Origin of the sequence: Clostridium simiarum (genome assembly GCF_018919175.1) — a bacterium.
Taxonomy (GTDB): Bacteria; Bacillota; Clostridia; order Clostridiales; family Clostridiaceae; genus Clostridium_L; species Clostridium_L simiarum.
Map to the genome: position 1 here is coordinate 154,514 of NZ_JAHLQL010000004.1, position 23,283 is coordinate 177,796.

Annotated in this window: 22 protein-coding genes and 1 riboswitch; of the genes, 13 read left to right on the forward strand and 9 right to left on the reverse strand. The window is 30.6% G+C overall.

The genetic code is table 11. The features are described 5' to 3' along the window. Window positions 1–153 precede the first annotated feature (153 nt). From KQI89_RS12245 to KQI89_RS18035, 5 genes are all read right to left on the reverse strand, one after another. The gene (locus tag KQI89_RS12245) at window positions 154–1,158 is read right to left on the reverse strand and encodes an ABC transporter substrate-binding protein (protein WP_216457304.1); all 1,005 of its coding nucleotides are present in this window, start codon (window positions 1,156–1,158) and stop codon (window positions 154–156) included. Then, a complete protein-coding gene (locus tag KQI89_RS12250; RefSeq protein ID WP_216457305.1) occupies window positions 1,155–1,898 on the reverse strand; it encodes an ABC transporter permease in 744 nt (247 codons plus the stop codon). The genes KQI89_RS12245 and KQI89_RS12250 overlap by 4 nt, the downstream gene beginning before the upstream one ends. Further along, window positions 1,895–2,635 carry an ABC transporter ATP-binding protein gene (locus KQI89_RS12255; protein WP_216457306.1) on the reverse strand — a complete coding sequence of 247 codons (741 nt, stop codon included), beginning with the start codon at window positions 2,633–2,635 and terminating at the stop codon, window positions 1,895–1,897. Before KQI89_RS12255 ends, KQI89_RS12250 begins: the two co-directional genes overlap by 4 nt. A 6-nt stretch (window positions 2,636–2,641) precedes the next feature. Next, window positions 2,642–3,301, reverse strand: a complete 660-nt coding sequence (tenA, locus tag KQI89_RS12260) for a thiaminase II (RefSeq protein WP_216457307.1) — start codon at window positions 3,299–3,301, stop codon at window positions 2,642–2,644. Window positions 3,302–3,404: 103 nt separating this feature from the next. Continuing rightward, window positions 3,405–3,515, reverse strand: a riboswitch (TPP riboswitch). Between the two features lie 281 nt (window positions 3,516–3,796). Further along, window positions 3,797–5,422, reverse strand: a complete 1,626-nt coding sequence (locus KQI89_RS18035; protein WP_216457308.1) for a C40 family peptidase — start codon at window positions 5,420–5,422, stop codon at window positions 3,797–3,799. A 300-nt stretch (window positions 5,423–5,722) separates the two neighbouring features. Here KQI89_RS18035 and KQI89_RS12270 point away from each other — a divergent pair, with 300 nt between their 5' ends. From KQI89_RS12270 to trpA, 4 genes are all read left to right on the forward strand, one after another. Further along, window positions 5,723–7,822 (forward strand): BglG family transcription antiterminator, encoded by a 2,100-nt coding sequence (locus KQI89_RS12270; RefSeq protein ID WP_216457309.1) that lies wholly within the window; start codon window positions 5,723–5,725, stop codon window positions 7,820–7,822. A gap of 11 nt (window positions 7,823–7,833) precedes the next feature. Beyond that, window positions 7,834–8,106 (forward strand): PTS sugar transporter subunit IIB, encoded by a 273-nt coding sequence (locus KQI89_RS12275; protein ID WP_243125448.1) that lies wholly within the window; start codon window positions 7,834–7,836, stop codon window positions 8,104–8,106. Between the two features lie 92 nt (window positions 8,107–8,198). After that, window positions 8,199–9,464, forward strand: a complete 1,266-nt coding sequence (ulaA, locus tag KQI89_RS12280) for a PTS ascorbate transporter subunit IIC (RefSeq protein ID WP_216457310.1) — start codon at window positions 8,199–8,201, stop codon at window positions 9,462–9,464. Beyond that, window positions 9,457–10,197, forward strand: coding sequence for a tryptophan synthase subunit alpha (gene trpA / locus KQI89_RS12285; RefSeq protein WP_216457311.1), 741 nt, complete (start codon window positions 9,457–9,459; stop codon window positions 10,195–10,197). The genes ulaA and trpA overlap by 8 nt, the downstream gene beginning before the upstream one ends. 90 nt (window positions 10,198–10,287) lie before the next feature. Here trpA and KQI89_RS12290 read toward each other — a convergent pair whose 3' ends face one another. The 4 genes from KQI89_RS12290 to KQI89_RS12305 form a co-directional block, all read right to left on the reverse strand. Beyond that, window positions 10,288–11,361: a 2,3-butanediol dehydrogenase gene (locus KQI89_RS12290; protein WP_216457312.1), complete on the reverse strand. Its 1,074-nt coding sequence runs from the start codon at window positions 11,359–11,361 to the stop codon at window positions 10,288–10,290. Between the two features lie 222 nt (window positions 11,362–11,583). Further along, entirely contained in the window at window positions 11,584–13,530 is a 1,947-nt protein-coding gene (locus KQI89_RS12295; RefSeq protein WP_216457313.1) for a sigma-54-dependent Fis family transcriptional regulator, read from the reverse strand. 254 nt (window positions 13,531–13,784) lie between these two features. Beyond that, the gene (locus KQI89_RS12300; RefSeq protein WP_216457314.1) at window positions 13,785–14,126 is read right to left on the reverse strand and encodes a Lin0368 family putative glycerol transporter subunit; all 342 of its coding nucleotides are present in this window, start codon (window positions 14,124–14,126) and stop codon (window positions 13,785–13,787) included. A 62-nt stretch (window positions 14,127–14,188) separates the two neighbouring features. Beyond that, entirely contained in the window at window positions 14,189–14,545 is a 357-nt protein-coding gene (locus tag KQI89_RS12305) for a Lin0368 family putative glycerol transporter subunit (protein WP_216457315.1), read from the reverse strand. 269 nt (window positions 14,546–14,814) lie between these two features. Between KQI89_RS12305 and KQI89_RS12310 the strand changes: the two genes are divergently transcribed. From KQI89_RS12310 to KQI89_RS12350, 9 genes are all read left to right on the forward strand, one after another. Beyond that, complete coding sequence (locus KQI89_RS12310; RefSeq protein WP_216457316.1) at window positions 14,815–15,762, forward strand: DUF3298 and DUF4163 domain-containing protein; 948 nt, start codon at window positions 14,815–14,817, stop codon at window positions 15,760–15,762. A gap of 748 nt (window positions 15,763–16,510) precedes the next feature. After that, window positions 16,511–17,827 carry a 6-phospho-beta-glucosidase gene (locus tag KQI89_RS12315; RefSeq protein WP_216457317.1) on the forward strand — a complete coding sequence of 439 codons (1,317 nt, stop codon included), beginning with the start codon at window positions 16,511–16,513 and terminating at the stop codon, window positions 17,825–17,827. Window positions 17,828–17,848: 21 nt separating this feature from the next. After that, entirely contained in the window at window positions 17,849–18,178 is a 330-nt protein-coding gene (locus KQI89_RS12320; protein WP_246583096.1) for a PTS lactose/cellobiose transporter subunit IIA, read from the forward strand. A 64-nt stretch (window positions 18,179–18,242) separates the two neighbouring features. Then, window positions 18,243–18,611, forward strand: a complete 369-nt coding sequence (locus KQI89_RS12325) for a hypothetical protein (protein ID WP_216457318.1) — start codon at window positions 18,243–18,245, stop codon at window positions 18,609–18,611. A gap of 25 nt (window positions 18,612–18,636) precedes the next feature. Further along, a complete protein-coding gene (locus KQI89_RS12330; RefSeq protein ID WP_216457319.1) occupies window positions 18,637–19,971 on the forward strand; it encodes an N-acetylglucosamine kinase in 1,335 nt (444 codons plus the stop codon). A gap of 11 nt (window positions 19,972–19,982) precedes the next feature. Next, window positions 19,983–21,068 carry a DUF871 domain-containing protein gene (locus KQI89_RS12335; RefSeq protein ID WP_216457320.1) on the forward strand — a complete coding sequence of 362 codons (1,086 nt, stop codon included), beginning with the start codon at window positions 19,983–19,985 and terminating at the stop codon, window positions 21,066–21,068. Between the two features lie 92 nt (window positions 21,069–21,160). Beyond that, window positions 21,161–21,430: an acylphosphatase gene (locus KQI89_RS12340; RefSeq protein ID WP_032122602.1), complete on the forward strand. Its 270-nt coding sequence runs from the start codon at window positions 21,161–21,163 to the stop codon at window positions 21,428–21,430. Between the two features lie 129 nt (window positions 21,431–21,559). Next, window positions 21,560–21,871 (forward strand): PTS sugar transporter subunit IIB, encoded by a 312-nt coding sequence (locus KQI89_RS12345; RefSeq protein WP_032122601.1) that lies wholly within the window; start codon window positions 21,560–21,562, stop codon window positions 21,869–21,871. 71 nt (window positions 21,872–21,942) lie between these two features. After that, window positions 21,943–23,217, forward strand: a complete 1,275-nt coding sequence (locus tag KQI89_RS12350; protein ID WP_216457321.1) for a PTS sugar transporter subunit IIC — start codon at window positions 21,943–21,945, stop codon at window positions 23,215–23,217. The last annotated feature ends 66 nt before the right edge of the window (window positions 23,218–23,283 follow it).

Sequence of the window (23,283 nt, forward strand, 5' to 3'; positions counted from 1 at the left end):
TAAATATCAATGAATTTGTCAATATAATTGATATTAATAAATAACAGTTATCCAAAGGATAAGAAAGAAAATATAGTTAAATAGATAAAAAAAGAGTAAGGATATTTTATAAAAAACACCTTACTCTAATAGCCTATGCCATAGGGATTATCGCTAATCAAAATTCACATAAAAGTCTTCTGCTTTTACTTCTTTATTTAATAATCCTTTTTCTTGTAGCCATTTTATATTTTCTTCCCAAACCTTTTTATCTTGATACAAAAACGGTTCATCCTTTGTTTCCATTTTGGGAAGAAGTATTTCAAGACTTTCTTTTTCTACAGATTCCGTAAGAGGGAAGCTGTCCTTTTGTTGATTATCTAGCAATATTTTTAGTGATTTATCAGGATTATTTTTCATGAACTCAAATCCTTTTCTAGAAGCTTTCATAAATTTCTTTAGAACCTCTGGTTTTTCTTTTAATGTAGTATCACTAGTTACGAAAATTTCTTCATAATAATTTGGTACACCATATTTAGAAGGGTCAAAATAATTTATTTCATGTCCTTCATGTTTTAACACAGGAACTTCATGGTTTATAAGGCCACCGGTGGTAGCATCAACTTTTTTAGTAACCATGGAGGAAAGTAGTTCAAAGCCAACGTCTATTATTTTAACTGAGTTAGGGTCTCCGCCATCTTCCTTTACCATGGTTTTAACATATTCAGTGTTTAACGGATTTCCGGAAAAACCAATAACTTTACCAGATAAATCCTTTGGAGAATTTATTCCTTTCTCTTTTAATGAGATAATAACATTTAGTGGCGTTTTTACTATAGAACCAATGGATTTTATAGGAACATTCTCGTTAGATCTAGCCATTACTACATCAGGTTGATAGTATATACCTATGGTTGCTTTTCCTGCTGCTGGTAAGGCCATTGGGTCTGTAGGATTAGAGGGGAATTTAATATTTACCTTTAATCCTTCTTCTTCGTAATATCCATTTTCTATAGCTGCATATATAAAACTATGTATAGCATTTGGATACCAGTCCAGAACTAAATCTACTTCTTCTAATTTTTTACTTGAATCATTTTTGCTAGATTCCTTACTAGAACATGCAGTAAAGAATAAGGATAGAAAGAGTAATAGGGATATGTATTTAAGTTTTTTCATACTTCATTCCTCCATTTTATGGTTTTGTTTTCTAAAAAATTAATAATAGCTACAAGAATTATTGCAGCAAGGGATAATATAAGTATTGGGGCAAAAACTCCGGCACCATCTAATTGAGTCATCATTCTTTTACTAAAGTATCCAAGGCCAGATTGTGCTCCAAGCCATTCACTAATGGCAGCTCCTATTACGCTAATAGGCACTGCTATTTTTAGGGAAGAAAAGAAATATGGTAATGCATAAGGAAGTTTTAATTTAAGAAAGATATCCTTTTTACTTGCACCATAAGTAATTAAAAGCTCTTCCATATCCTTTCTTGTTGATCGAAGGCCATCGTATACATTAACTGTTATTGGAAAGAAGGTTATAAGAGTAGTTACTACAACTTTGCTCCAAATACTATAGCCAAACCAAAGTACAAATATAGGTGCTAAGGCAGTGACAGGAACAGTTTGAGTTACTACTACTATAGGATATATAGCATTTTGAATTTTTTCATTTAAATTCATAGCTATGGCTAAAGCTACTCCTAAAACTATGGATATAGAAAGTCCTATAAAGGTAACAGATAAAGTAGCAGGAAGATGTACTAAAAATAGTACTTCTCTTAGACTCCAAGCTTTCTCTACTATTTTAATAGGAGAGGGTAGTATATACATAGCATTTATATATCTTGCAAGTAGCTCCCAAACAATAAGGAGGAGAATACTTACGATTATGGATGATTTATATTTTTTCATAGCTCAATCCTCTGCTTTAATTCATTTATAAGGTCTTCTTTTATTTTTAATATTTCAGGCTTACTTAGCATATGTCTGTTCCTTGGGTAGGGGAGAGGTACACAGATCTCTTTTAATTTAGTTATGGGTTTTTCAGAGATAACAAATATTTTATTAGATAGAAACAAGGCTTCCTCCACGTCGTGGGTTATAAATAGGATGGTTTTATTAAAATTAGACCACTGGGTTAAAAGCCATTCTTGCATTGAAATTTTTGTTATAGCATCTAAAGCGCTAAAGGGTTCATCTAAAATCAAAACCTCTGAACCTGTAAGAAGAGTTCTAATAAAGGACACCCTCTGTCTCATACCTCCAGATAAATCCCTAGGATATTTATTTTTATAGTTATCTAGTCCAAATAGTTTTAAATATTCTTCTGCCTTTTTAGGATCTTTTTTGTTTATCTCCAAGGGTAATGCTGCATTTTGTAATATGGTTTTCCAAGGGAGTAATGAATCCTTTTGAGGCATATAGCCAATATAGCCATTTAAAGTATTAATATTATTACCTTTAATAAATATATATCCACTTAAAGGGGTCTCTAGTTTAGAAATCAACCTAAATATAGTGCTTTTACCACAGCCACTTGGACCTACTATACTTATAAAATCCCCTTTATTTGCATTGAAACTTAAATTTTCTATAATAAGTTTTGATTCATTTTTGTATTTAAAATTTACATTAGAAAAATTTAGCATAAGAAACTACATCTCCTTGTGGTAAGACATGTCCCAAAACATATATTCATATTTACTTGTATTTATAAAGATTTCATTTAATTTTTCAAGTTCTTTATCTGTCATATCTTTTGCAAGGTGATCTACTAAATTTATAATCCATGCTGTAGCTTCTTCGTATTCTTTTGAGATATAACCTCTTATCCATTCTCCATAAAACTCATGCTCTGTAGAGCCAGGTATTTTACTTAAGTTTTTACCTATTTCTAAGTAACTCCACATGCAAGCTAAAAGAGATGTGGAAAGCTCAGCTAGGTTACCAACATGTGATACGGATAGTATGTAATGGGTGTAGGAGATGTTAGTAAGTGATTGCTTTGCATTTTTAACCTCCTCAGAAGTTATTCCAAGCCTCTTCATATAAGAACGATGGATACTCATTTCTCCATTTAAAATGTTATCTACCATTTTAGAAAAACCTTGCATTACCTCTTCAGTATCAGCTTTAACTACACCGAGGGCATAAACTTTTGCATAATCTAAAAGATATAGATAGTCTTGAATCATATAGAATTTAAACTTGTCCATGTCTAAAGAACCGTCACCTATACCTTTAATAAAAGGGTGATTATAGTAAGATGTCCAGATGTCCTCAACATTTTCATATAATTTTTCTGTGAATTTCATTTTGATTCCTCCTAATTTTATATTTTTAAAATAAAAAAAGTGCAAATCTATAGGAAGATTCGCACTGACATTTCTAAATATCGCTAAAACAAGCAAATATTTTAAATACACACAAAGCCTCTCCCTACGCTGGAATTAACCAGATCAGGTAAGAAAGGTCTAAGAATCACGTTCTTAATCTCAGCCAGCAACACCAGCCCCCTTGGGATTGTTATATACTATATCAAGTTTTACAATGTAATAGTACTATAATATAATTGTATAGTCAAATAAATAATAAATAAATCTAATGATTTATTTTTAAAAGTGCTATAAATAGTAATAATAAATAGAGTTCTTGCCTTTATAGGTAGTTTTTACTCCCACTAAAGTTTAGAAATCCTTATTCAGGGACTTAGCCGCTCTTTATTTCCACCTTGAGGAAGATAGGAGGATTAGAGCGGGGATTCATGGGATAAAAAAATGGATGTAGATCTTACATACATCCAAAAACTATTAAATAACTCTTCTTATCCTACCTATTTTATACCAAGGCACATCAATGATTCTAACAAAGTTTCTTGAATTTGGTGATTCTATCCACTTTCCATCACCTACATACATACCTACATGATTAAGGTCATTAAAGAATAGCAAGTCTCCAGGTTTTATGTCGCTTCTAGATACTTCTACTCCATTTTTTATTTGATCCCATGTACTTCTACCTATATTTACACCTGCTTGTTTTAATCCCCATTGCATAAGTCCAGAGCAATCAAAGGCTCTATATCCAGCATCTATATAACTACTTGGAATATCATATTTACCTATCTGGGTCTCATATGGGTAACGTGATTTTAATACATTTAATGATGCTGTGGTCAATAACTCACCAGAGCCACCCCAAACATAAGGACTTCCAATATGTGCCTTCATTGCATTAAAGGCAATATTATATACATCGTTATTATTTGAAGGATTTTTTATTTCAGAGTCACTAACCTTTTTTACATAACTTTTATTAAGATAACCAATTTTACCAGCATATTTAACTTTATACCATTGACCTGAAGTACCTATGATATTGAAAGTTGCTCCTGGTAATAAATAGCCTAAAACTTGACTATTGGAATCGGTGCTTGGCTTACTTCTAAGTCTTAAATTAGTACTAACATTATAAACCATACCTAAACCTAAATCTTCTAAAACCTCACCTGGAATGGATGGATCAGGATTTGAAGGTTTTTCAGGATTAGGGTTACTTGGAGTATTATTATCTAGAACTTTAACATAATCTTTATGAATATAGCCCACTTTATCATTAAACTCAATAAAATACCAATCATTAACTTTACCATTTATATTAAAACTTTGTCCGTTAATTAAATAAGAAATTATAGTAGAGTTTGTATTAGGTTCTTTTCTCATTCTTAAATTAGTACTGACATTAATAACTTCACCTTTAGATGATTTATTTTCATTAGGAGTTTCTACAGGAGGCTTTGTTGTATCACTTTCAATTTTCTTTATATAATCTTTATGGGCATATCCAGAGGTTCCATTAAACTCAATATTATACCAGTCACCGTAGCTACCTTTTATAGTAAGCTTGTCCCCATTTTTTAAATATCCAACTATATTAGAATTAGTACTAGCGTTATCTCTTATTCGTAATGAAGTGCTTACATTAGTAACTTCTCCTTGAGCTGAGGCTGGAGATTTAACACTAGGATTTTCACTAGGGCTTTTAGTAGCAACTGGAGTTTCTTTTACAGAATCCTTAGGTACAGATTCTGTGTTAGAATTAAGCTCTTTTACAAAGTTCTTATGGATGTAACCAACCTTCCCATTGAAATCTACATTATACCAATCATCAGATTTACCCTTTATATCAAATTGTTCACCCTTTATTAAGTGACCAATTATGGAAGAATCAGTGCTAGGGGATTCTCTAAGATTTAATTTTGTACTTACGTTAATAACTTCTCCTTTAGGGACCTTAACTTCTGTGGAACTTTGGATTTTTACTTCTTTTACTTTAGTAGTATCATTCTCTACAGCATAAGTAGGCTTATCTAAAAAACTTGTACCACTAATGATACTGGTAGAGAGAAGAAATATGGATATTTTCTTTTTATTCACCTGTAAATTAACCTCCTTTTGATTTTAAATTTATAGATATATAATTATAAGATGATAATCCAAGATATAATTACATTACAAATTGCTAGATTAAAATCTATATAATGATAATGGTATAATTTTTTAATATAACTTAATTATATATCATAATACTACAAATTTTAATGAATAAAACAAAATAAATGAAAAAATTAACATTAATTTTAATAACATGATTTTGCCTTAATGAAATGGAAAGCTTTTACCCTTTTTAACTTATAGGTTATGACATACAATATTTATAAGAGGTGATATAAATTAATGAATGAGAGATGCATCCAAATAGTTTTTATATTACTAAATAGCCCAAAACATTTAAAAATCAATGAGATTGCTAAAGAACTTAAGGTGAGTTCTAGAAGCATAAGATATGATTTAAATTTAATAGATGATTTTCTAAAACAAAATAGTTTACCTTCCTTGATAAGAAAGCAAAACATGGGTATTTTTATTCAATTAAGTGACGAAGATAATAAAAAACTTTTAGAGTTACTAAGTGAATATAACATGTCCTATTATGCTTTAAGTAAAGAGGAGAGAATGACTTTAATAATAACTTACTTGTTACAATGTGAATCCTATACAACTATAGATGCTTTAGCAGAAAAAACTAAGTCTAGTAGAAGTACCATTTCAAAAGATTTAAAGGATATAAGAAAATGGCTAAATGCTAGAGGGATAAAACTTATTTCATCAACTAAAAAGGGAATTGCTGTTAAGGGTGATGAAAAGGTTTTGAGGGCTACTATGATTGAAGTGTTATCTAGTTCTTTAGATTTAGATAAGGCAATGAAAATAGTAGAGTCAAAAAACTATGAAAGGTTTAATCCATATCTTTATAAAGAAGTTAAGAAGCTTTTTTCTGAAATCGATTTGTATAGAATCGAAGAAGCTGTTCAAAGAGCTGAAATATTATTAAAAAATACTTTTTCTGATGATGCCTATACTAATTTAGTTATACATATAGCCTATGCAATAAAGAGAATACAAGAGGGAAAAGATATAGTCTCTTCCTTTAAGGATATTGATAAGCTAAGATACACTAAAGAATTTAAAGTTGCAGAAGATTTAGCAAAGGAACTGGAAGATTTTTATTCAATAGATATTTCTGAAGAAGAAATAGGATATATAACCATACATCTACTTGGAAGTAGCTTGAATTACTATAATTATGAAGACAGTATAAGCGAAAATTGGTTAGATATTCAAATGCTTACACAAAAGATAATTCAAAAGGTAGGAGAGGACTTAAACTTAAACCTATTAAATGATGCTTCTTTGTTTCATGGCTTTATGGATCATTTACGTCCAGCTATTTATAGGATAACTCACCATATTAATTTAAATAATCCTATGCTAAATGAGATAAAAACAGAATATAAAGAGCTTTTTAATATAGTCTCTAAAAATATAAAAATAATAGAAGATTATACAGGTAAGGTAGTGAATGAGTCTGAAATAGCTTACTTTACCATTCACTTTGGAGCTGCTTTGAAACGGGCAAAGAAGGTTATGCTTAGTAAACCTAATGTGTTAATAGTTTGTAGTACAGGCATAGGAACTTCACAAATGCTACTGTCCTCAATAAAAAGTAGATTTAAAGCAAATATTTTAGGAACTATAGGTTTTCATCAGGTAGAGGAGTTTTTAGAAAAGTATAAGGTGGATTTTATAATATCTACAATTCCCTTTGAATGTGAGATAAAAACTATAGTGGTAAGTCCATTAATAACTAAGGAAGACATAAAAAATATACAAAATTATATTGCTGAAATTTCCTTTGAGAGCAATGAAATAGATAAGGTTTTAAGTATAATAGAAAAACATTGTAATATTAAAAACTATAGAGCCTTAAAAAATGATTTGGAAAGTCTACTCAATGGAAATAAGGACAAAATATTACAAGGAGGGTATGAACCAGTGTTAAAAGAAGTGTTAAATATAGAAGACGTAAAATTGAATGTAGATGCCAAGGATTGGAGAGATGCCATAAGAATTGGTGGTGGACTGTTACAAGCTAAAGGCGTTATTGGCTCTGAGTACATAGATGCAATGATAAAAAATGCAGAGGAAAATGGAGCCTATATTGTTATTGCTCCAGGCATTGCTATGCCGCATGCAAGACCTGAATTTGGGGTAAAGGGTATTGGAATGAGTCTTATAACTTTAAAAAATCCAATTGAATTTGGAAACCCTAAAAATGATCCTGTAACTCTTGTTATATGTATTTGTGCAGTAGATCACTCTTCTCACTTGAAAGCTTTATCAGAACTTATGGATATATTAGCTGAAGAGAATAATATAGAATTTATAAAAAATGCTAAAACTGAAGAAGAAGTAATGAGTTTAATTAAAGGTTAGGAGGAATTATTATGAAAATATTTACAGTGTGTGGTGCAGGTGTAGGAAGCAGTATGATGCTTAAGGTTTATACTCAACAGATATTGGATAAAGAAGGAATTGATGCAGAGGTTAATGCAGCAGATATAGGTTCTGTAAATCCAGCAGAAGCAGATATAATAATTACTACTTCTGATTTCGCAAATGTGCTTAGAAATTCTGAAGCCAAAATAATAAGAATTGATAATTTAATGGATAAGCAATATTTAAGAGATCAACTTTTAGAAGTTATTAAAACTCTATAATATTCTAAGTTTAAGAGTAAAAGACTTAGCATCTTTTACTCTCAATATTAAAAATAATTGTTGAAAGGAAGATAGTTATGAAGGGTATTTTTATGTATTTTATTTCTAATATACTTAGTGAACCCGCTTTTCTAGTTGGTATGGTAACTTTAGTTGGGTTAGCTGCTCAAAAGAAAAAGATAAGTAATATTATATCTGCAACCATTAAAACTATGGTAGGATTCTTACTTATAACTACTGGAGCACAAAGTATGGGTATGTCACTTATGCCACTACAATCTATGCTCCAACATATATTTGGAATGAATGCTCAAGTAGCATCTATAGACAGTGCAGTAGGTCAAGGTTTAACTAGTTTTGGTTCAGAGGCAGCGCTAATATTTGCCTTTGGATTTTTAGCAAATGTTTTAATTGCTAGATTTACAAAGTTTAAATATATTCATTTATCTGCCCATGTATCATTCTTCTACGCTGGACTTATAGCAGCTTTATTAAAAGTTGGAACATCTTTATCTCCAGTGATGGTAATTATTATAGGATCTTTGATTTTAGGTATGTATTTAACTTTTAGTTGTGCATATATGAATCCTTTGATGAAGAATGTAAAAGGTGGAGAAGGGTTTACTATAGGACACTCTAGCTCTATAGGATGCTTGGTATCTGCTGGACTTGGAAAAGTTTTTGGTAACAAAAATAAAGATTTAGAAGAAATGAAACTTCCAAAGAGTTTAGAATTTTTAAGAGAGACAACAATTGCTTTAAGTGTTTTAATGACATTGATATTCGTAGTTATTTCATTAATAGCAACTCCAAGCTTTGTAACTTCAAGTATAAGCGGAGGAAAAGATATTATAACATTTTCTTTATTAAATGGTCTTAAATTTGGTCTTTGGATCACAGTTATAATAACTGGAGTAAGAATGATGATGGCTGATATAGTTCCAGCATTCCATGGTATTTCAGAAAAAATCGTACCAAATGCTAAACCAGGACTTGATATACCATTATTATTCCCAACTCATCCAACTTCAGTTATAGTAGGATTTTTATCTAGCTTAGTAGCAAGTTTAATAGGTATGGCTATATTAGGAGCTTTAAAATATCCAGTGATAGTATTCCCAGCACTTATTCCTACATTTTTCACTGGAGCTGTAACAGCTATATTCGGAAACTCTACAGGAGGAAGAAGAGGAGCTATAATTGGATCTTTTGCAAATGGATTAATATTAATATTTGGACAAGCATTTTTATTACCAATGATAGGTGGATATGAGCCGATGATGAGAGTATTATGTGAAACAGATTATGCATTCTATGGACCAATAATAGGATGGGTATTGAGGTTATTACATGGATAGAATATGGGAAAATTTAAAAAATAAAAAGGCTCTAACAGTTTTTCTAACGGCGGCATATCCAAATAAAGAAAGATTCTTTGAAATAGTAGATTTAATGGCTAAAAACTCTGTAGACGTTCTAGAAATAGGTATACCTGTAGAAGATCCATTTCTAGATGGAGAAACTATTGCTAAAACTCATGAAAAGGCTTTAGAAAATGGATTTAATGAAAAGGAACTTAAAGAAATATTAAAAACCTTAAGGGAAAAGTATCCGGAATTAATGGTAGTAATAATGACTTATAAAATAGGTATAGAAAAATATAATTTATTATCCATGAAAGAATATTATGATGCTTTATTATGTCCAGAAGAGGCTTTAACATTAGAAAATGTAAATCTTATAAATATATATAATGAAGAAATGAGCTTAGAAGAAATAAAGAGTAGATTAAAATATAACTCTGCCTTTGCTTATGTAGTATCTGGAGTAGGTAAAACTGGTGGTACAGAAAAAATGCCAGAAAAGTATAAGCATACTATGAAGGTTATAAGAGAAATTTCAGAGATACCTATTCAAATAGGTTTTGGAGTTAATAAAGTAGAGGATGCTACCGCTGTAATTAATAGTGGAGCTGACGGAGTTATAATAGGAAGTGAATTCATAAGAAAAGTAAATAGTGGTAGTGATGAAGAGATAGTTAAGTTTATTAATGAAATGTCTTCTGCTATTACTAAAGCTCATACTAAATAATAAAGTTTTTAAAAAGTTTAATAATATATTCTTAAAAATATATAAAATAAAAATCCAGTAGGATCAACCTACTGGATTTTTGTATTTATATTATAATAAAGATTTGTCGGGAGTTACTAAAATTTTAACTTGTTCTTTCTTAGCAGGTCCTGTTAATGTTCCAAAACCTTCTTCAACAATGTCATCTAGGGATATTTTCTTTGTTATATAACCTTCAGCCTTTATTCTTCCATCAGCCATTTGAGCCATAGTTGCAGGGAATTCATGTCTGTAAGCTATAGTTCCTATTATTTTCTTTTCGGAGAATACTAAAGCATTAGGGTTAAAGCTTATGTCATTTTCCCAAATACTTGTTATAACTAAGGTTCCTTCAAACTTTAAGCTAGCAAGTCCAGTATCAAAACCTATCTTTGCACCTGTAGTTTCAAAGGCTACATCTACTCCAACACCATTGGTTAATTTATTAATTTCAGATACTATATCAACTTCATTAGGATCTAGAACTACGTCTGCACCAGCTCTTTTAGCATATTCTTGTCTTATGGATTTTCTTTGAAGAACTACTACAAGGCTAGCTCCTGCGGCTTTTAAACATTCTATAGTAGCAAGTCCTATTGGTCCTGAACCTAAAACTAAAGCAGTATCTCCAGTTTTAAAGTTTCCTATTCTAACGGAGTGTAGTGCAACTGCCATAGGTTCTATTAGAGCAGCTTTTTCATAGGACATACCATCTGGAATCTTATGTACAAATTCTGCAGGGAAAATTGTGTATTCAGCGAAACCGCCGCCACCACCACATAATCCATGGAATCCTAAAGAAGAGCATAAATTATATTTTCCTTCTCTACAAGCAGGACATTTTCCACAGGCAACAATAGGTTCAACGGCTACTCTGTCTCCAACTTTAAAGTTTGTAACACCTTCACCTATTTCTACAACATCACCTGAAAACTCATGTCCTAAAACTACTGGAGCCTTTTCTCCACTTATAGCATGAGGAGTAGTTGTAGGAATGAAGATAGGACCACCTAAATATTCATGTAAATCTGATCCACAAATACCACACCATTTAACCTTTATTTTTACAGTTCCTGGTTTTACCACAGGTTCCTGAATATTTTCCACTCTTACATCTTTTCTATCGTACCATAATGCAGCTTTCATATTTAAAATCCTCCTTAAAGTTGTTAATTTTATAACTAATTTAATCATTATAATTAAGAGCAATATACATGCCAACTCTGTAAATATTGCCATTGATTGTTTTAAAATTAACAAGTATCAAAATTGAGATTAATACCGTCTCAATTTTGATACAATAAGAAAAAAATCTCAATTATGAGAAATAAGTAATTAATAAGAGCACCTTTCTGGTGCTTTCATTAATTAAGATTTTGCTTTTATTTCTTTTAAGGAGATACCGTACTTTTTCATTCTTCTATAAAGAGTAGCTCTACTGAGTTTTAATATTTTACAGCTTAGCTCCATATTAAGGTTAGAGTCTTTTAAAGTATTTATAATGATATTTTTTTCTACTTCCTCTAAAGATAAAAGAGTTTTCGGGTTAGTTATTTCTTTTTTTATGTTGCTACTTTCATCTACAACTATATATTTTTCTGTTATTATATTATCTTCACAAAGGTAATAAGATCTTTCTACTACATTTTGAAGTTCTCTAACATTTCCGGACCAGATATGATTTTTAAGACTTTCTATATAGTTAGGGCTGGGGAGTTTTTCGTTAAATTGTTCTTTGTTTAGTCTTTTTATAAAGTGTTTTGATAAAATTTCTATATCCTCAGGTCTTTCACTTAATGGTAAGAGTTTTATACTCATAACGTTTAATCTATAATAAAGATCCTCTCTAAAACTTTTTTTCTTTATTTCACCTAGAAGGTCTCGATTGGTGGCTGCAATTATTCTTATATTTAATTTTTTTTCGTAGTTACCTCCAACCCTACAAATTTTTTTATTATCTAGCACACGTAAAAGCTTTGACTGCATATCCAAAGGCATTTCTCCTATTTCATCTAAAAAAATAGTTCCACCATCTGCAAGTTCAAACTTCCCCACATGACCTTCTTTAGAAGCCCCTGTGAAGGCTCCTTTTTCATATCCAAAAAGTTCACTTTCTATAAGTTCTTTTGGAATGGAGGCGCAGTTTACTGCTACAAAAGGTTCTTTTGACCTTTGGCTATAGTTATGAATAGATTGAGCAAAAAGCTCTTTCCCTGTGCCACTAGGCCCTTGAATTAATACATTACACTGACTTAAGGCAGCTTTTTTTGCGTATTCTATGGTTTTTTTCATTGATTTGCTTACAGTTAAAATGTCTTGAAATCTATAGGTGGCTGAAAAACCAATTACTTGGTTTACCAACTTATTAACAGCTTGGGAGGTTCTAAAGGTTATAAGTATATTACTGTGTGAAGTATAGTTACAAATAGGTACAGCATTCATTGTACACTTTATTATATTATTATTTTTATCATAAAAGTCACAGTCAAAATTGTTGTAGGTGCTGGAATGATTAAGCATCTTATCTATAAATGAAACATCCCTTATGATATCTTTTATATTCATATTTATTAATTCTTCTTTTTCATAGCCTAAGGTTTCTGCGGCTTTATGATTTAGGTTTAATATCTTAAAATCTTTACTTATGATTATCATTCCATCTGATATAGATTGGAAAGTAGCGTTTATTAATTTATTTGACTTTATTAAAGCTAGTTGTTTTTCTATAGAATAAGCACCGGTTAGCACCATACCTAAGGTATGAGGATGAGCTCCTTCATAACTTCCTGACATATTTAAGCATCCAATAATATTTCCCTTATCATCATGGATTGTGGTAGCAGAACAGGACCAATCATGTTGTTTTACACAATAATGCTCAGCGCCCATAGTTTGTATAGGTTTGTCAAGATAAAGGCAAGTTCCTATAGCATTTGTACCTACCTCTGCCTCACTCCAAAGGGTTCCTTTAATAAAGTTAAGCTGGTAGCTTTTCTCCATTATTGATTCATCACCTAAAACTTCTAATAGACAACCATCTTTATCTGTTAATATTATAGAAAAGCCAGAACCTGCAACTATGTTATACATATTCTCCATTATGGGTTTAGCTACAAATAAAAGTTCACTGTTTTCTTCTAATTTATCTTTCATTTTACTAGAAGGAATTTTTCTACCCATGCCACCTAAGGGGTTTACCCCTAGTTCCCTGCACCTTTTCCAAGAAAGAGCTATATCTTCTCTTATGTAATCTTCTATTATATTGTTATTTATAAAACTATTATAAGCAGATTTTATGCGCTGGTATAGATACATTAATGTCACATCCTTGTATAATTATTATCAAATTAAATTATAGGATTAGGAGTTATATTTATTATAGCATAAATATAAATTCCTATGAAAAAGAGGTTTATTAATTTTCATAAGAAATACTTAAGCTCTTCACAGGATTTAAGGTGAAGAGCTTAAGTATAATAAATTAAAATTATATTTAATATGAGTTAAGGGGAGTCATTTTGACTACCCTTAAAAATTGATAGATTATCAACATTATTCTAAAACATAGCCTATAAAAAAAGAGAAAGTATAAATCCAGCTAAAATTCCACCTACTATTGCACATAAAATATTAGGGAGAGCCTTTTTAAATTTTCCGCCAGTAACTATAGAGGCTGTTAGAAGTCCAGCACCAGAAGCCCAGGTCATATCTACCCAAGCAGTACCGCTTTGAAATATCATTGGCTTTTCTAATCCGTGATTAATGCACCAGGTAGTACCGAATATAAATGCTGCTGCAAATAAGATCCCTAAAACTCCAAAATTATCAACTAATTTTCTCCATAATAATACTATTAAAAATGAAAATATAAATCCTCCGCACATGGTTGCAAGTGCTGCCTTAAGAGTCATTAATACCACCTCTTTTTTATTAAAATTGGATGATAACAATAGAGTTAAAATAATGATAGTTATTAATTATCATCTGCCATATTTATTTTAATAAGGCTTGCTACAAGACCACCTAGTATTCCTCCCGCTATAACTATAGAAAGAGTTGGCAGTGATGAAATTAAAGCTTCTGATCCATGGATAAATGTATCTCTCATAATACCGCATATGCCTATGCCTAAAGTCATATCTACGAAAGCAGCCTCTTTCTCGTGATGGATAAGGCATAAATAATGATTCATGAACCACAGGATTCCTAAAGTAATAAAGGATACAAACCATCCCCCACCTATGCCGTATTTTTTAGCAAATTGTCCTGAAAGGGCCATTACAAATATTCCGGCAATACAGTATCCTAGGGTGCCTCTTAAAAATTTCACAAGAAAACCCCCTTTTTATTTTTAAAAATCTATATGAACATGAAATTCTCTTAACATGAGAGAATTTCATGAAAAACAAAATTAACATTGGTTTTACTACATTTATATTTCTCTTAATATAGTCTATTTTTTATTACAAAATTTATGATTATATTTAAAAAGTTTTAATGGTAGTTTTCAAATTAAATATTAAAATAAATATATTTTAATAAGGGTACACTAATTATTAATATAGTAGGTTTTTATCATACATAGAAAGGAAGGGTTTTATGATAAAGAAATTGGCTCTTTATATGTTAACTTTTTTAATCTTTAGTGCACTTTTTTTAGGATACTATAATGGAAAAAACAGTAGGGTATTATTTAATGGAATACCTAATTATAAAAGCTTAGATATAGAAATAAGTGAAGATAATGATAAAAAAATAGATGACGGTAGGGATAAAAATGTAAATGGAGATTTTTTTATAGAAGAAGACAGCAAGGAAGCAAATACAGATAATATAGGAAAGACCAAAGAAGACTTAACAAAGGTAGAACATAAATATGAGGCCAATAAGATTAATAATGATAATAATAGTAGTAATTTAGAAAAGAATATTAATATAAATAGTCAATGCAATGAAAACACAGTAAAAATAAAAACTAAAGAATTAAAATACTCTAATGATATTGTAGATATAAAGATAAATTTTCCTCAGATAGAAGGTGGAATAAAAAAAGAAATTTTAGATAAAGTAAACAAAGACATAGAGGAATATAGTATGAATTTTAAAAATGATATAGAGAAAATAGCTAAAGAGCATAGTGAGGATGCTAAAAAGTTAGGATATAAAATAAATCCTTATGTGGGTGAAAATGATTATAACATAAGTTACAACTGCAACAATATATTAAGTATACCTATTAATTATTATCAATATACTGGTGGAGCTCATGGCATGACTTATAAGGTAAGTTTTAATTATGATTTAAATACGGGAGATAAGATTAAGCTTTCCTCTTTGTTTGAGCCAGGTTTTAATTACAAGGAATATATAAATAATGTGATTATGGATACTATAAAAAAGAATCCAGATAACTATTTCAAAGAAGAATTTAAAGGCATAAAAGATGACCAAGATTTTTATGTAAGTAAGGATGGCATAGTTATATATTTTCAATCTTATGATATAGCTCCTTATGCTACTGGTATTCCTGAATTTATTATTAAATGATTCAAAGGTTTGATACAGATATAACAAGAAATACAAAAATAAAAGAAGATTTTAACAAAATTCTACATAAAATGATACAGAAACGAAATGTATTTTGATGTAGTATGTTTTTAAGTCACTAGGTTTTTAGGGGGAGGTTGTGATGATAACTATTGAAAACACAATAAAATCAATTATTTAAGGGGATTAAAGAAGGTGTATTAAAGATTAGGATTTAATAAAAAAATAACAATGAAAAGGTTTTTTATACGTTATTTAAAGCTTTTCATTGTTGCTTGAAAAATATGATTTTTGTTATAAATTTTAAAAAATCTATGAAATTAAGAGGGGAAAGTGTAATAGTGTATCAAAATATAAAACTTAAGCTATTGTAATCAGAGTAATAAGAAAACCATATTAATAATAATTCTATTAATATGCATATTTTTTATTAAAATCATAATAATAACCCTAGTATCGTTTACATATAGACAATAAATATAAAAAGGTGTATTATAAAATTAAAGATGATACACACAGTGTATCGAAACAAAGTAGAATTGTATCAACATATTATGTGATGATAAATTGCTCTAAGAGAAAGTACTTATTTTATATTTTGCTAAGAATTTTTTAGTGAATACTTCATAAAGTTTTAAAAATAAGCTATGAAGAATATATAAGTACATTAATTTTAACTTAGTTTGAAATTAATTTTAATGATATGGATTTAAGTATGAAATATTCTGACAAGCGAAGGAGGATTATTATGGATAAGCTTAAAATAGTAGTTATTGGCGGAGGTAGCAGTTATACCCCGGAGATAATAGAAGGTTTTTTAAAAAGAAAAGATGAACTACCAGTAAGAGAGATTGTATTAGTAGACATAGAAGCGGGTCAAGAAAAATTAAATATAGTTGGTAGTTTAGCTAAGAGAATGGTGAAAAAAGCAGGACTGGACATTAATATTGAACTTACATTAGATAGAAAAGCAGCTCTTAAGGATGCAGATTTTGTTGTTACTCAATTTAGAGTAGGTGGATTAGCAGCAAGAGCTAAAGATGAGAGATTTCCACTAAAGTATAATGTAATTGGACAAGAAACTACAGGTCCTGGTGGATTTGCTAAGGCTCTTAGAACAATACCTGTTATATTGGATATATGTAAAGACATTGAAGAAATTTGCCCAAAGGCATTTTTAATAAACTTCACAAATCCTTCAGGTATGGTTACTGAAGCAGTAAATAAATATACTAATGTAAAATGTATAGGACTTTGTAATGTACCTATCCATATGAGAATGAATTTTGCAGAAATCTTAGATGTAAGTTTTGATGATTTATATGTAGAATATGCAGGTCTTAACCATTTGGTTTGGGTTAAAAAGGTTTGGCTAAAAGGCGAAGATATAACAATGAAGATGATAGATATGTTAACTGATGGAGTATCTTTATCTATGAGAAACATACCAGACATAAAGTGGAATAGAGATTATCTAAGAGCACTTAAACTTATACCATCACCATATCATAGATATTATTTAATGACAGATAAGTTATTAGAAGAAGAATTAAATGCAGCAGCAGAAGGCGGAGCTGGTACAAGGGCAGAGGTAGTTAAGGCTGTTGAAGATAGATTATTTGAACTTTATAAAGATGAAGAATTAAAAGAAAAACCAAAGGAATTAGAAAAAAGAGGTGGCGCATATTATTCAGATGCAGCAGTATCATTAATAAGTGCTATATATAATGATAAAAAAGAAGTTCATGTGGTTAACGTTGTAAACCATGGAACAATAAGCGGATTACCAAAGGATTGTGTAATAGAAACAAACTGTCTAATAGATAGAAGAGGAGCAACACCTATAGTACTTAAGGAAGAACTTCCTCTAGAAGCTCTAGGAGTAGTTCAAGCGGTAAAATCCTATGAGGTTCCAGCTATAGAAGCCGCAGTTAATGGAGATAAAGGCAAGGCACTTATAGCTATGGCAAATCATCCATTAGTACCTTCAGTAGAGGTAGCAGAGAAGCTAGTTGAAGATCTATTAGAGATTAATAAAGAATATTTACCACAATTTAAATTTTAGGGTTGGAGGAGACGTTTTAAAATGGCTAAAGATTTAATGGAAATGGAAGGTCTTATATTTGAAATAATCGCTCACACTGGAGAAGCTAGAGGATATGTATTTGATGCATTAAAATCTGCTAAAGAGGGAGATTTTGAAAAGGCAAAAGAGCTTATGGAAAAATCAGAGGAAGAATCAAGGATAGCTCATAATGTTCAAACTAAGTTAATACAAGAAGAGATAAATGGAGAAGGCGTACAAATAAATATGCTATTAGTTCATGCTCAAGACCAAATAATGACAGCTATGTCAGAGCAATATCTAGTAGCACAAATGATAGAACTTTATAAAGAAATGAGAGGAGTAAAATAGTCTTTAGGCTATTTTCTCCCCCGAATATAATTTGGGGAATCCTAAATGAAGGAGAATATAAGCTATGATGGCTATATTAATATGGGCTTTGTATATAGTTGTTGGTATTATTTGTGTAATGGTTCCTGTAAAACTTACAAATTATTTATATAAAAATAATAAGATAAAAGTAAATAGATGGGTAATTGCAGGGGTTTCACCTCTTATACTAATAGTCCCAAGGATGTTATTCAAAGAGATTTCACCTATAATTTGGAACATTTTACTTTTGATATTCTTATTCTTTGTAATAATGTTCTTTGAAATCACAAGAATAATGATAGAGAGTAAAAAGTTAAAAGGTTTAGTTGATTATAGTACATTTATAAAAAAGGACGATAAAAAGTCTAAGGGTTTAACTAAAGGTGTAAGTAAAAGTAAGAAGAAAAGATGAATGTCTTCATAAGGCGGGTTGAAAAGTGAGACAAGAAGCTGTTTATGATGTGGTTAAAGATGAATGTAGAAAACAATTCATACTGGGAGGAGTTAAGGGAGTAAGTGCTTCACAGGTGGCTGAAAAGCTTAACATGCATAGGTCAAATGTAGCTAGAGAATTTAAAAAACTCTTAGATATGAAATTGTTATATAAAAGAGAAGGACGCCCAGTTCTATATTATGTAGATAGCAGTGTTATTGAATTTGATTTAAAGACACATAAAGATATGGGAAGCTTATTAAACAACATAGATGGATTCATAGAGAGAAAAACAGAAGTTTTAGCCAACAAGGGTTTTAGGGAAGATGAAATTAAAAATAAGCTCATCTATGAGGTAGAAGGTTATATAGATAAGTATTTTCAAATTGCAAGTAGCAGAAATGAAATGCAAAATATAGTAAAGGAATTGATTGGCGTGGAATATGTAATAGGTGTTGATGGAGGGGGAACTAAGACAGAGGCCATAGCTTATAACCTCCAAGGAGAAGAAATAGGCAGGGGATACTCTGGATTTGGTAATATAGTAGTAGATAGAGAAGAAGGTTTAAAAAATATTGAGATTGCTATACTAAAGTGTATGAAAAATTTAGATGAAACTAAATGTGTTCATATATATGCAGGTCTTGCAGGTGCAGAGACTGGTAATAATAAAGGTGTAATAAAAAGTTATCTATCAGAAAGATTTCCTGTAAGTATAACAGTGGTAAGTGATGCTGATTTAGCAATAAATGCTCTTTTAAAAGGAGAAGATGGAATATTAACTATATCAGGCACAGGTTCTATAAGTTATGGTAAATATAAAGGAAAAATGGTTAGAGCCGGTGGTTGGGGAAATATATTAGGTGACGAAGGTAGTGGATATCACATTGCCATAGAAGCATTAAGAAAGATGGTTAAAGATAAAGATACTGGACTTGAAATCAGTAACTTATCAAAGGCACTTTTAAATGAGTTAAATATGGATAGTATAAAAGATGCGGTTAAATTTGTATATGGTTCAAATAAGGGAGAGATAGCTGCTTTAGTTCCAGTAATAGTAGATGAAGCTATGAAAGGAGAAAGTAGTGCTATAGAAATATTAGAACAAGCAGGAAAAGATTTGGCCGAAATTACATTTAAAGTATACAAACTTTTAGAAATAGAAGGAGAAGCCAAATTAGCTGTTAAAGGAAGCATAATAACAAAGATTAGTATTGTAAAAGATAGTTTTGTAAAAACTATGAAATCTTATATAGAGAAATTTACAATAATAGACGATGAAGTGTCTTCTGCTGAAGGAGCGTACTATATGGCTGTTAAGGATTTGTCTATAAAGTAAGGAGGAGTAAAATGAAAAAGTTAGGAATTTCAGTTTATCCTATGCATAATTCAAATGAAGAGATAAAAAATTATATTGAGCTTGCTGCAAAATATAATTTTAAGAGGATATTTACCTGTCTTCTTTCCGTTGAAGGAGATACAGAAAGAATATTAGCAGAATTTAAAGATATAGTTTCTCATGCTAATAAGTTTGGTATGGAAGTCATTGCTGATATAAGCCCTAAAGTATTTACAAGTTTAAATATAACCCATAAGGACTTGTCTTTCTTCAAAGAAATGGGTTTGTATGGTATAAGATTAGATGTTGGATTCTCTGGTATGGAAGAGTCAGAGATGACTTACAATCCACAAGATCTTAAGATAGAGCTTAATATGAGCAATGGAACAAAATATGTGGATAATATATTGTGTTTTGACCCTAAGAAGGAAAATCTTTTAGGTTGCCATAACTTTTATCCACATAGATATACAGGCTTAAGCTACAAACATTTTATAAAATGTAGCAAACAATTTAAAGAGTTAGGACTTAGAACTGCAGCCTTTGTTTCCTCAAGTGAAGCAAAATATGGTCCATGGCCAGTGTCAGAAGGATTGTGTACTTTAGAAGAACATAGAAATATGCCTATAGAAGTACAAGCAAAACATCTTTGGGCTACAGAACTTATTGATGACATAATAATAGCCAATGCTTTTGCATCAGAAGAAGAGCTTAAGGCTTTAGGTAAAGTTAATTCTGAAAAGCTTACTCTTGGATGTAAGGTTTTCGAAAATGTTCCTGAGATAGAAAGAAAGATAGTATTAGAAGAAGCTCACTTTAATAGAGGTGATGTGTCGGATTATGTTATAAGATCTACACAAAGCAGAGTTAAATATAGAGGACATGAATTTGTTGCTTTTAATACTCCAGATATAAAAAGAGGAGATCTAATAATAGATACTTCAGAATATGGACACTATGCAGGAGAACTTCAAATTGCATTAAAAGATATGGATAACTCAGGAAGAACTAACGTAGTTGGAAGGATTTCTGAAGAAGAGATATTCCTATTAGACTACATCGAACCTTGGCAAAAATTTAAGCTAGAAGAAAAATAGTCTTAGTCTTTTAGATTTAAGCATCAATTTATTCTTCGGATAAAATAAGGTTTGAAAAATTGAATTAATAAACACATGAAGGTGAGGATAAAATGGTTAGAAAATTATTAGTTATATCAGGAAATGTACAAGATGGAGGAATAAGATATTTTGCACAGATGAATGCATCGTCCTTAAAGCTTACAGGATGTACCAGAAGAGGATCTGGTGGAACTGTAGAAATAGAGCTTCAAGGAGAAGAAGCTAATATAAATAAGCTTATAGAAAAATTAAAAGCTGGTAATGGTTTCTTTACTGTTGACAACATAGAAGTAAAAGATATTGAAGTAAATCCAAGTGAAAAATTATTTTCAATAAAATAATTTAAAGCCTTTTTATCAGTTAACTTTGATGAGCTCATCAGTGCTTTTGTAATAGGTTTTGTCAGTATAATTAGCAGCATAAAAAAAAGCACTGATGTTCATATAAATATATAAATAGGAGGTAATTTTATGAAGGTATTAATGGTATGCTCAGGTGGAATGTCTAGTACAATAGTTGTTAAAGCTATTGAAAAAGAAGCTCAAAAGCAAAACTTTCCTCTTGAAATAAACGCAATAGGAACAACAGAGTATCGCGAAGAGCTACAAAAGGGTGGATTTGATCTTGTAATAGTTGCACCACAAGTAAAGCATAGACTTGATTATTTCAAAGAGCTTGGTGAGAAAAACAATGTACCCGTAGAATTAATACCACCAATGGGATATACACCAATTGGTGCACCTAAGGTATTAAATGAAATAATTAAAAAATATGAAAAGTAGTTATTTACTTTAGATGTAATCGTTAAATAATTTAAATTCATTATACGTATTTAAATGGGGGTTGTTTTAGTATGGAAAAATTCATGAAATATATTGAAGAAAAAATGATGCCGCCAATGGCTAGATTAGCAGAACAAAGACACTTAAGAGCTATCAGAGATGGTATTATATCAACTATTTCCTTAATCATAATCGGTTGTTTCTTTTTAGTTGTTGTTAATCTTCCAATACCCGCTTGGAAGGAATTTATTACTCCATATATAGGAGATATAATGATACCTTTTAGGGTTACAGTAAGTCTTATGGCCCTTTATGCTTCCTATGGAATGGGTTATTCATTATCTCGCTCCTATGATTTAGATGGAGTTAGTGGTGGAGTTCTTTCTATGGCTGCATTCTTAATGACAAACATACCACTTAACGTTACTGACAAGGCTGGTACAGCTCTTGGATGGATGTTACCAATGAATTATCTTGGTGGAAGCGGAATGTTTGTAGCTATACTTACTATGATATTTGCTGTTGAAATTCTAAGATTATGTAAAGAAAAGAACATAACTATAAAGATGCCAGAGCAAGTTCCAGCATCTGTTGCTAGATCTTTCGAAGCTTTAATACCTGGTGGACTCATAATTATAATATTATGGATAATAAGAGTAATGCTTAAGTTTGATATAAACGCATTTATAATGAAATTATTCTCACCACTAGTTAATGTTGCAGGTAACACTTTCTTAGGTGTATTCTTACCAGTTTTATTAATATGTTTACTATGGGTATCTGGAGTTCACGGAGTTTCAGTTATAGGATCATTATTAAGACCAATTTGGCTTGTATTACTTGACCAAAACATGGCAGCTGTAGCAGCTGGAGATATTGCAACTAATATTGGAACAGAAGGATTCTTTGACTTATTCGTATGGATAGGAGGATCTGGTGGTACATTAGCACTTTGCGTACTATTCTTATTCTCTAAATCAAGCTACTTAAAACAAGTTGGTAAGTTCTCTATTATACCAGGATTATTTAATATAAATGAGCCAATAATATTTGGTGCACCAATAGTATTAAATCCAATACTTGGAATACCATTTGTGGTTGGACCATTAATAAACACTGTTACAACTTATGTAGCTATGAGTCTTGGATGGGTAAAAAAGGTATCCGTAATGGCACCTTGGACATTACCTTCACCAGTAAAAGCATTCCTTGCTACAAATGACTGGAGAGCTGCTGTACTTACAATTATTAACTTCTGTATATCATTAGCTGTATTCTATCCATTCTTCAAGATATATGAAGCTAAATTAATACAAGAAGAAACTCAAGGAGCAGTAGAAGAGTAAAAATAATTTTATATAATATAAAGCAGGGGCTTATGCCCTTGCTTTTCTTAGCTATTGGAGGGATTG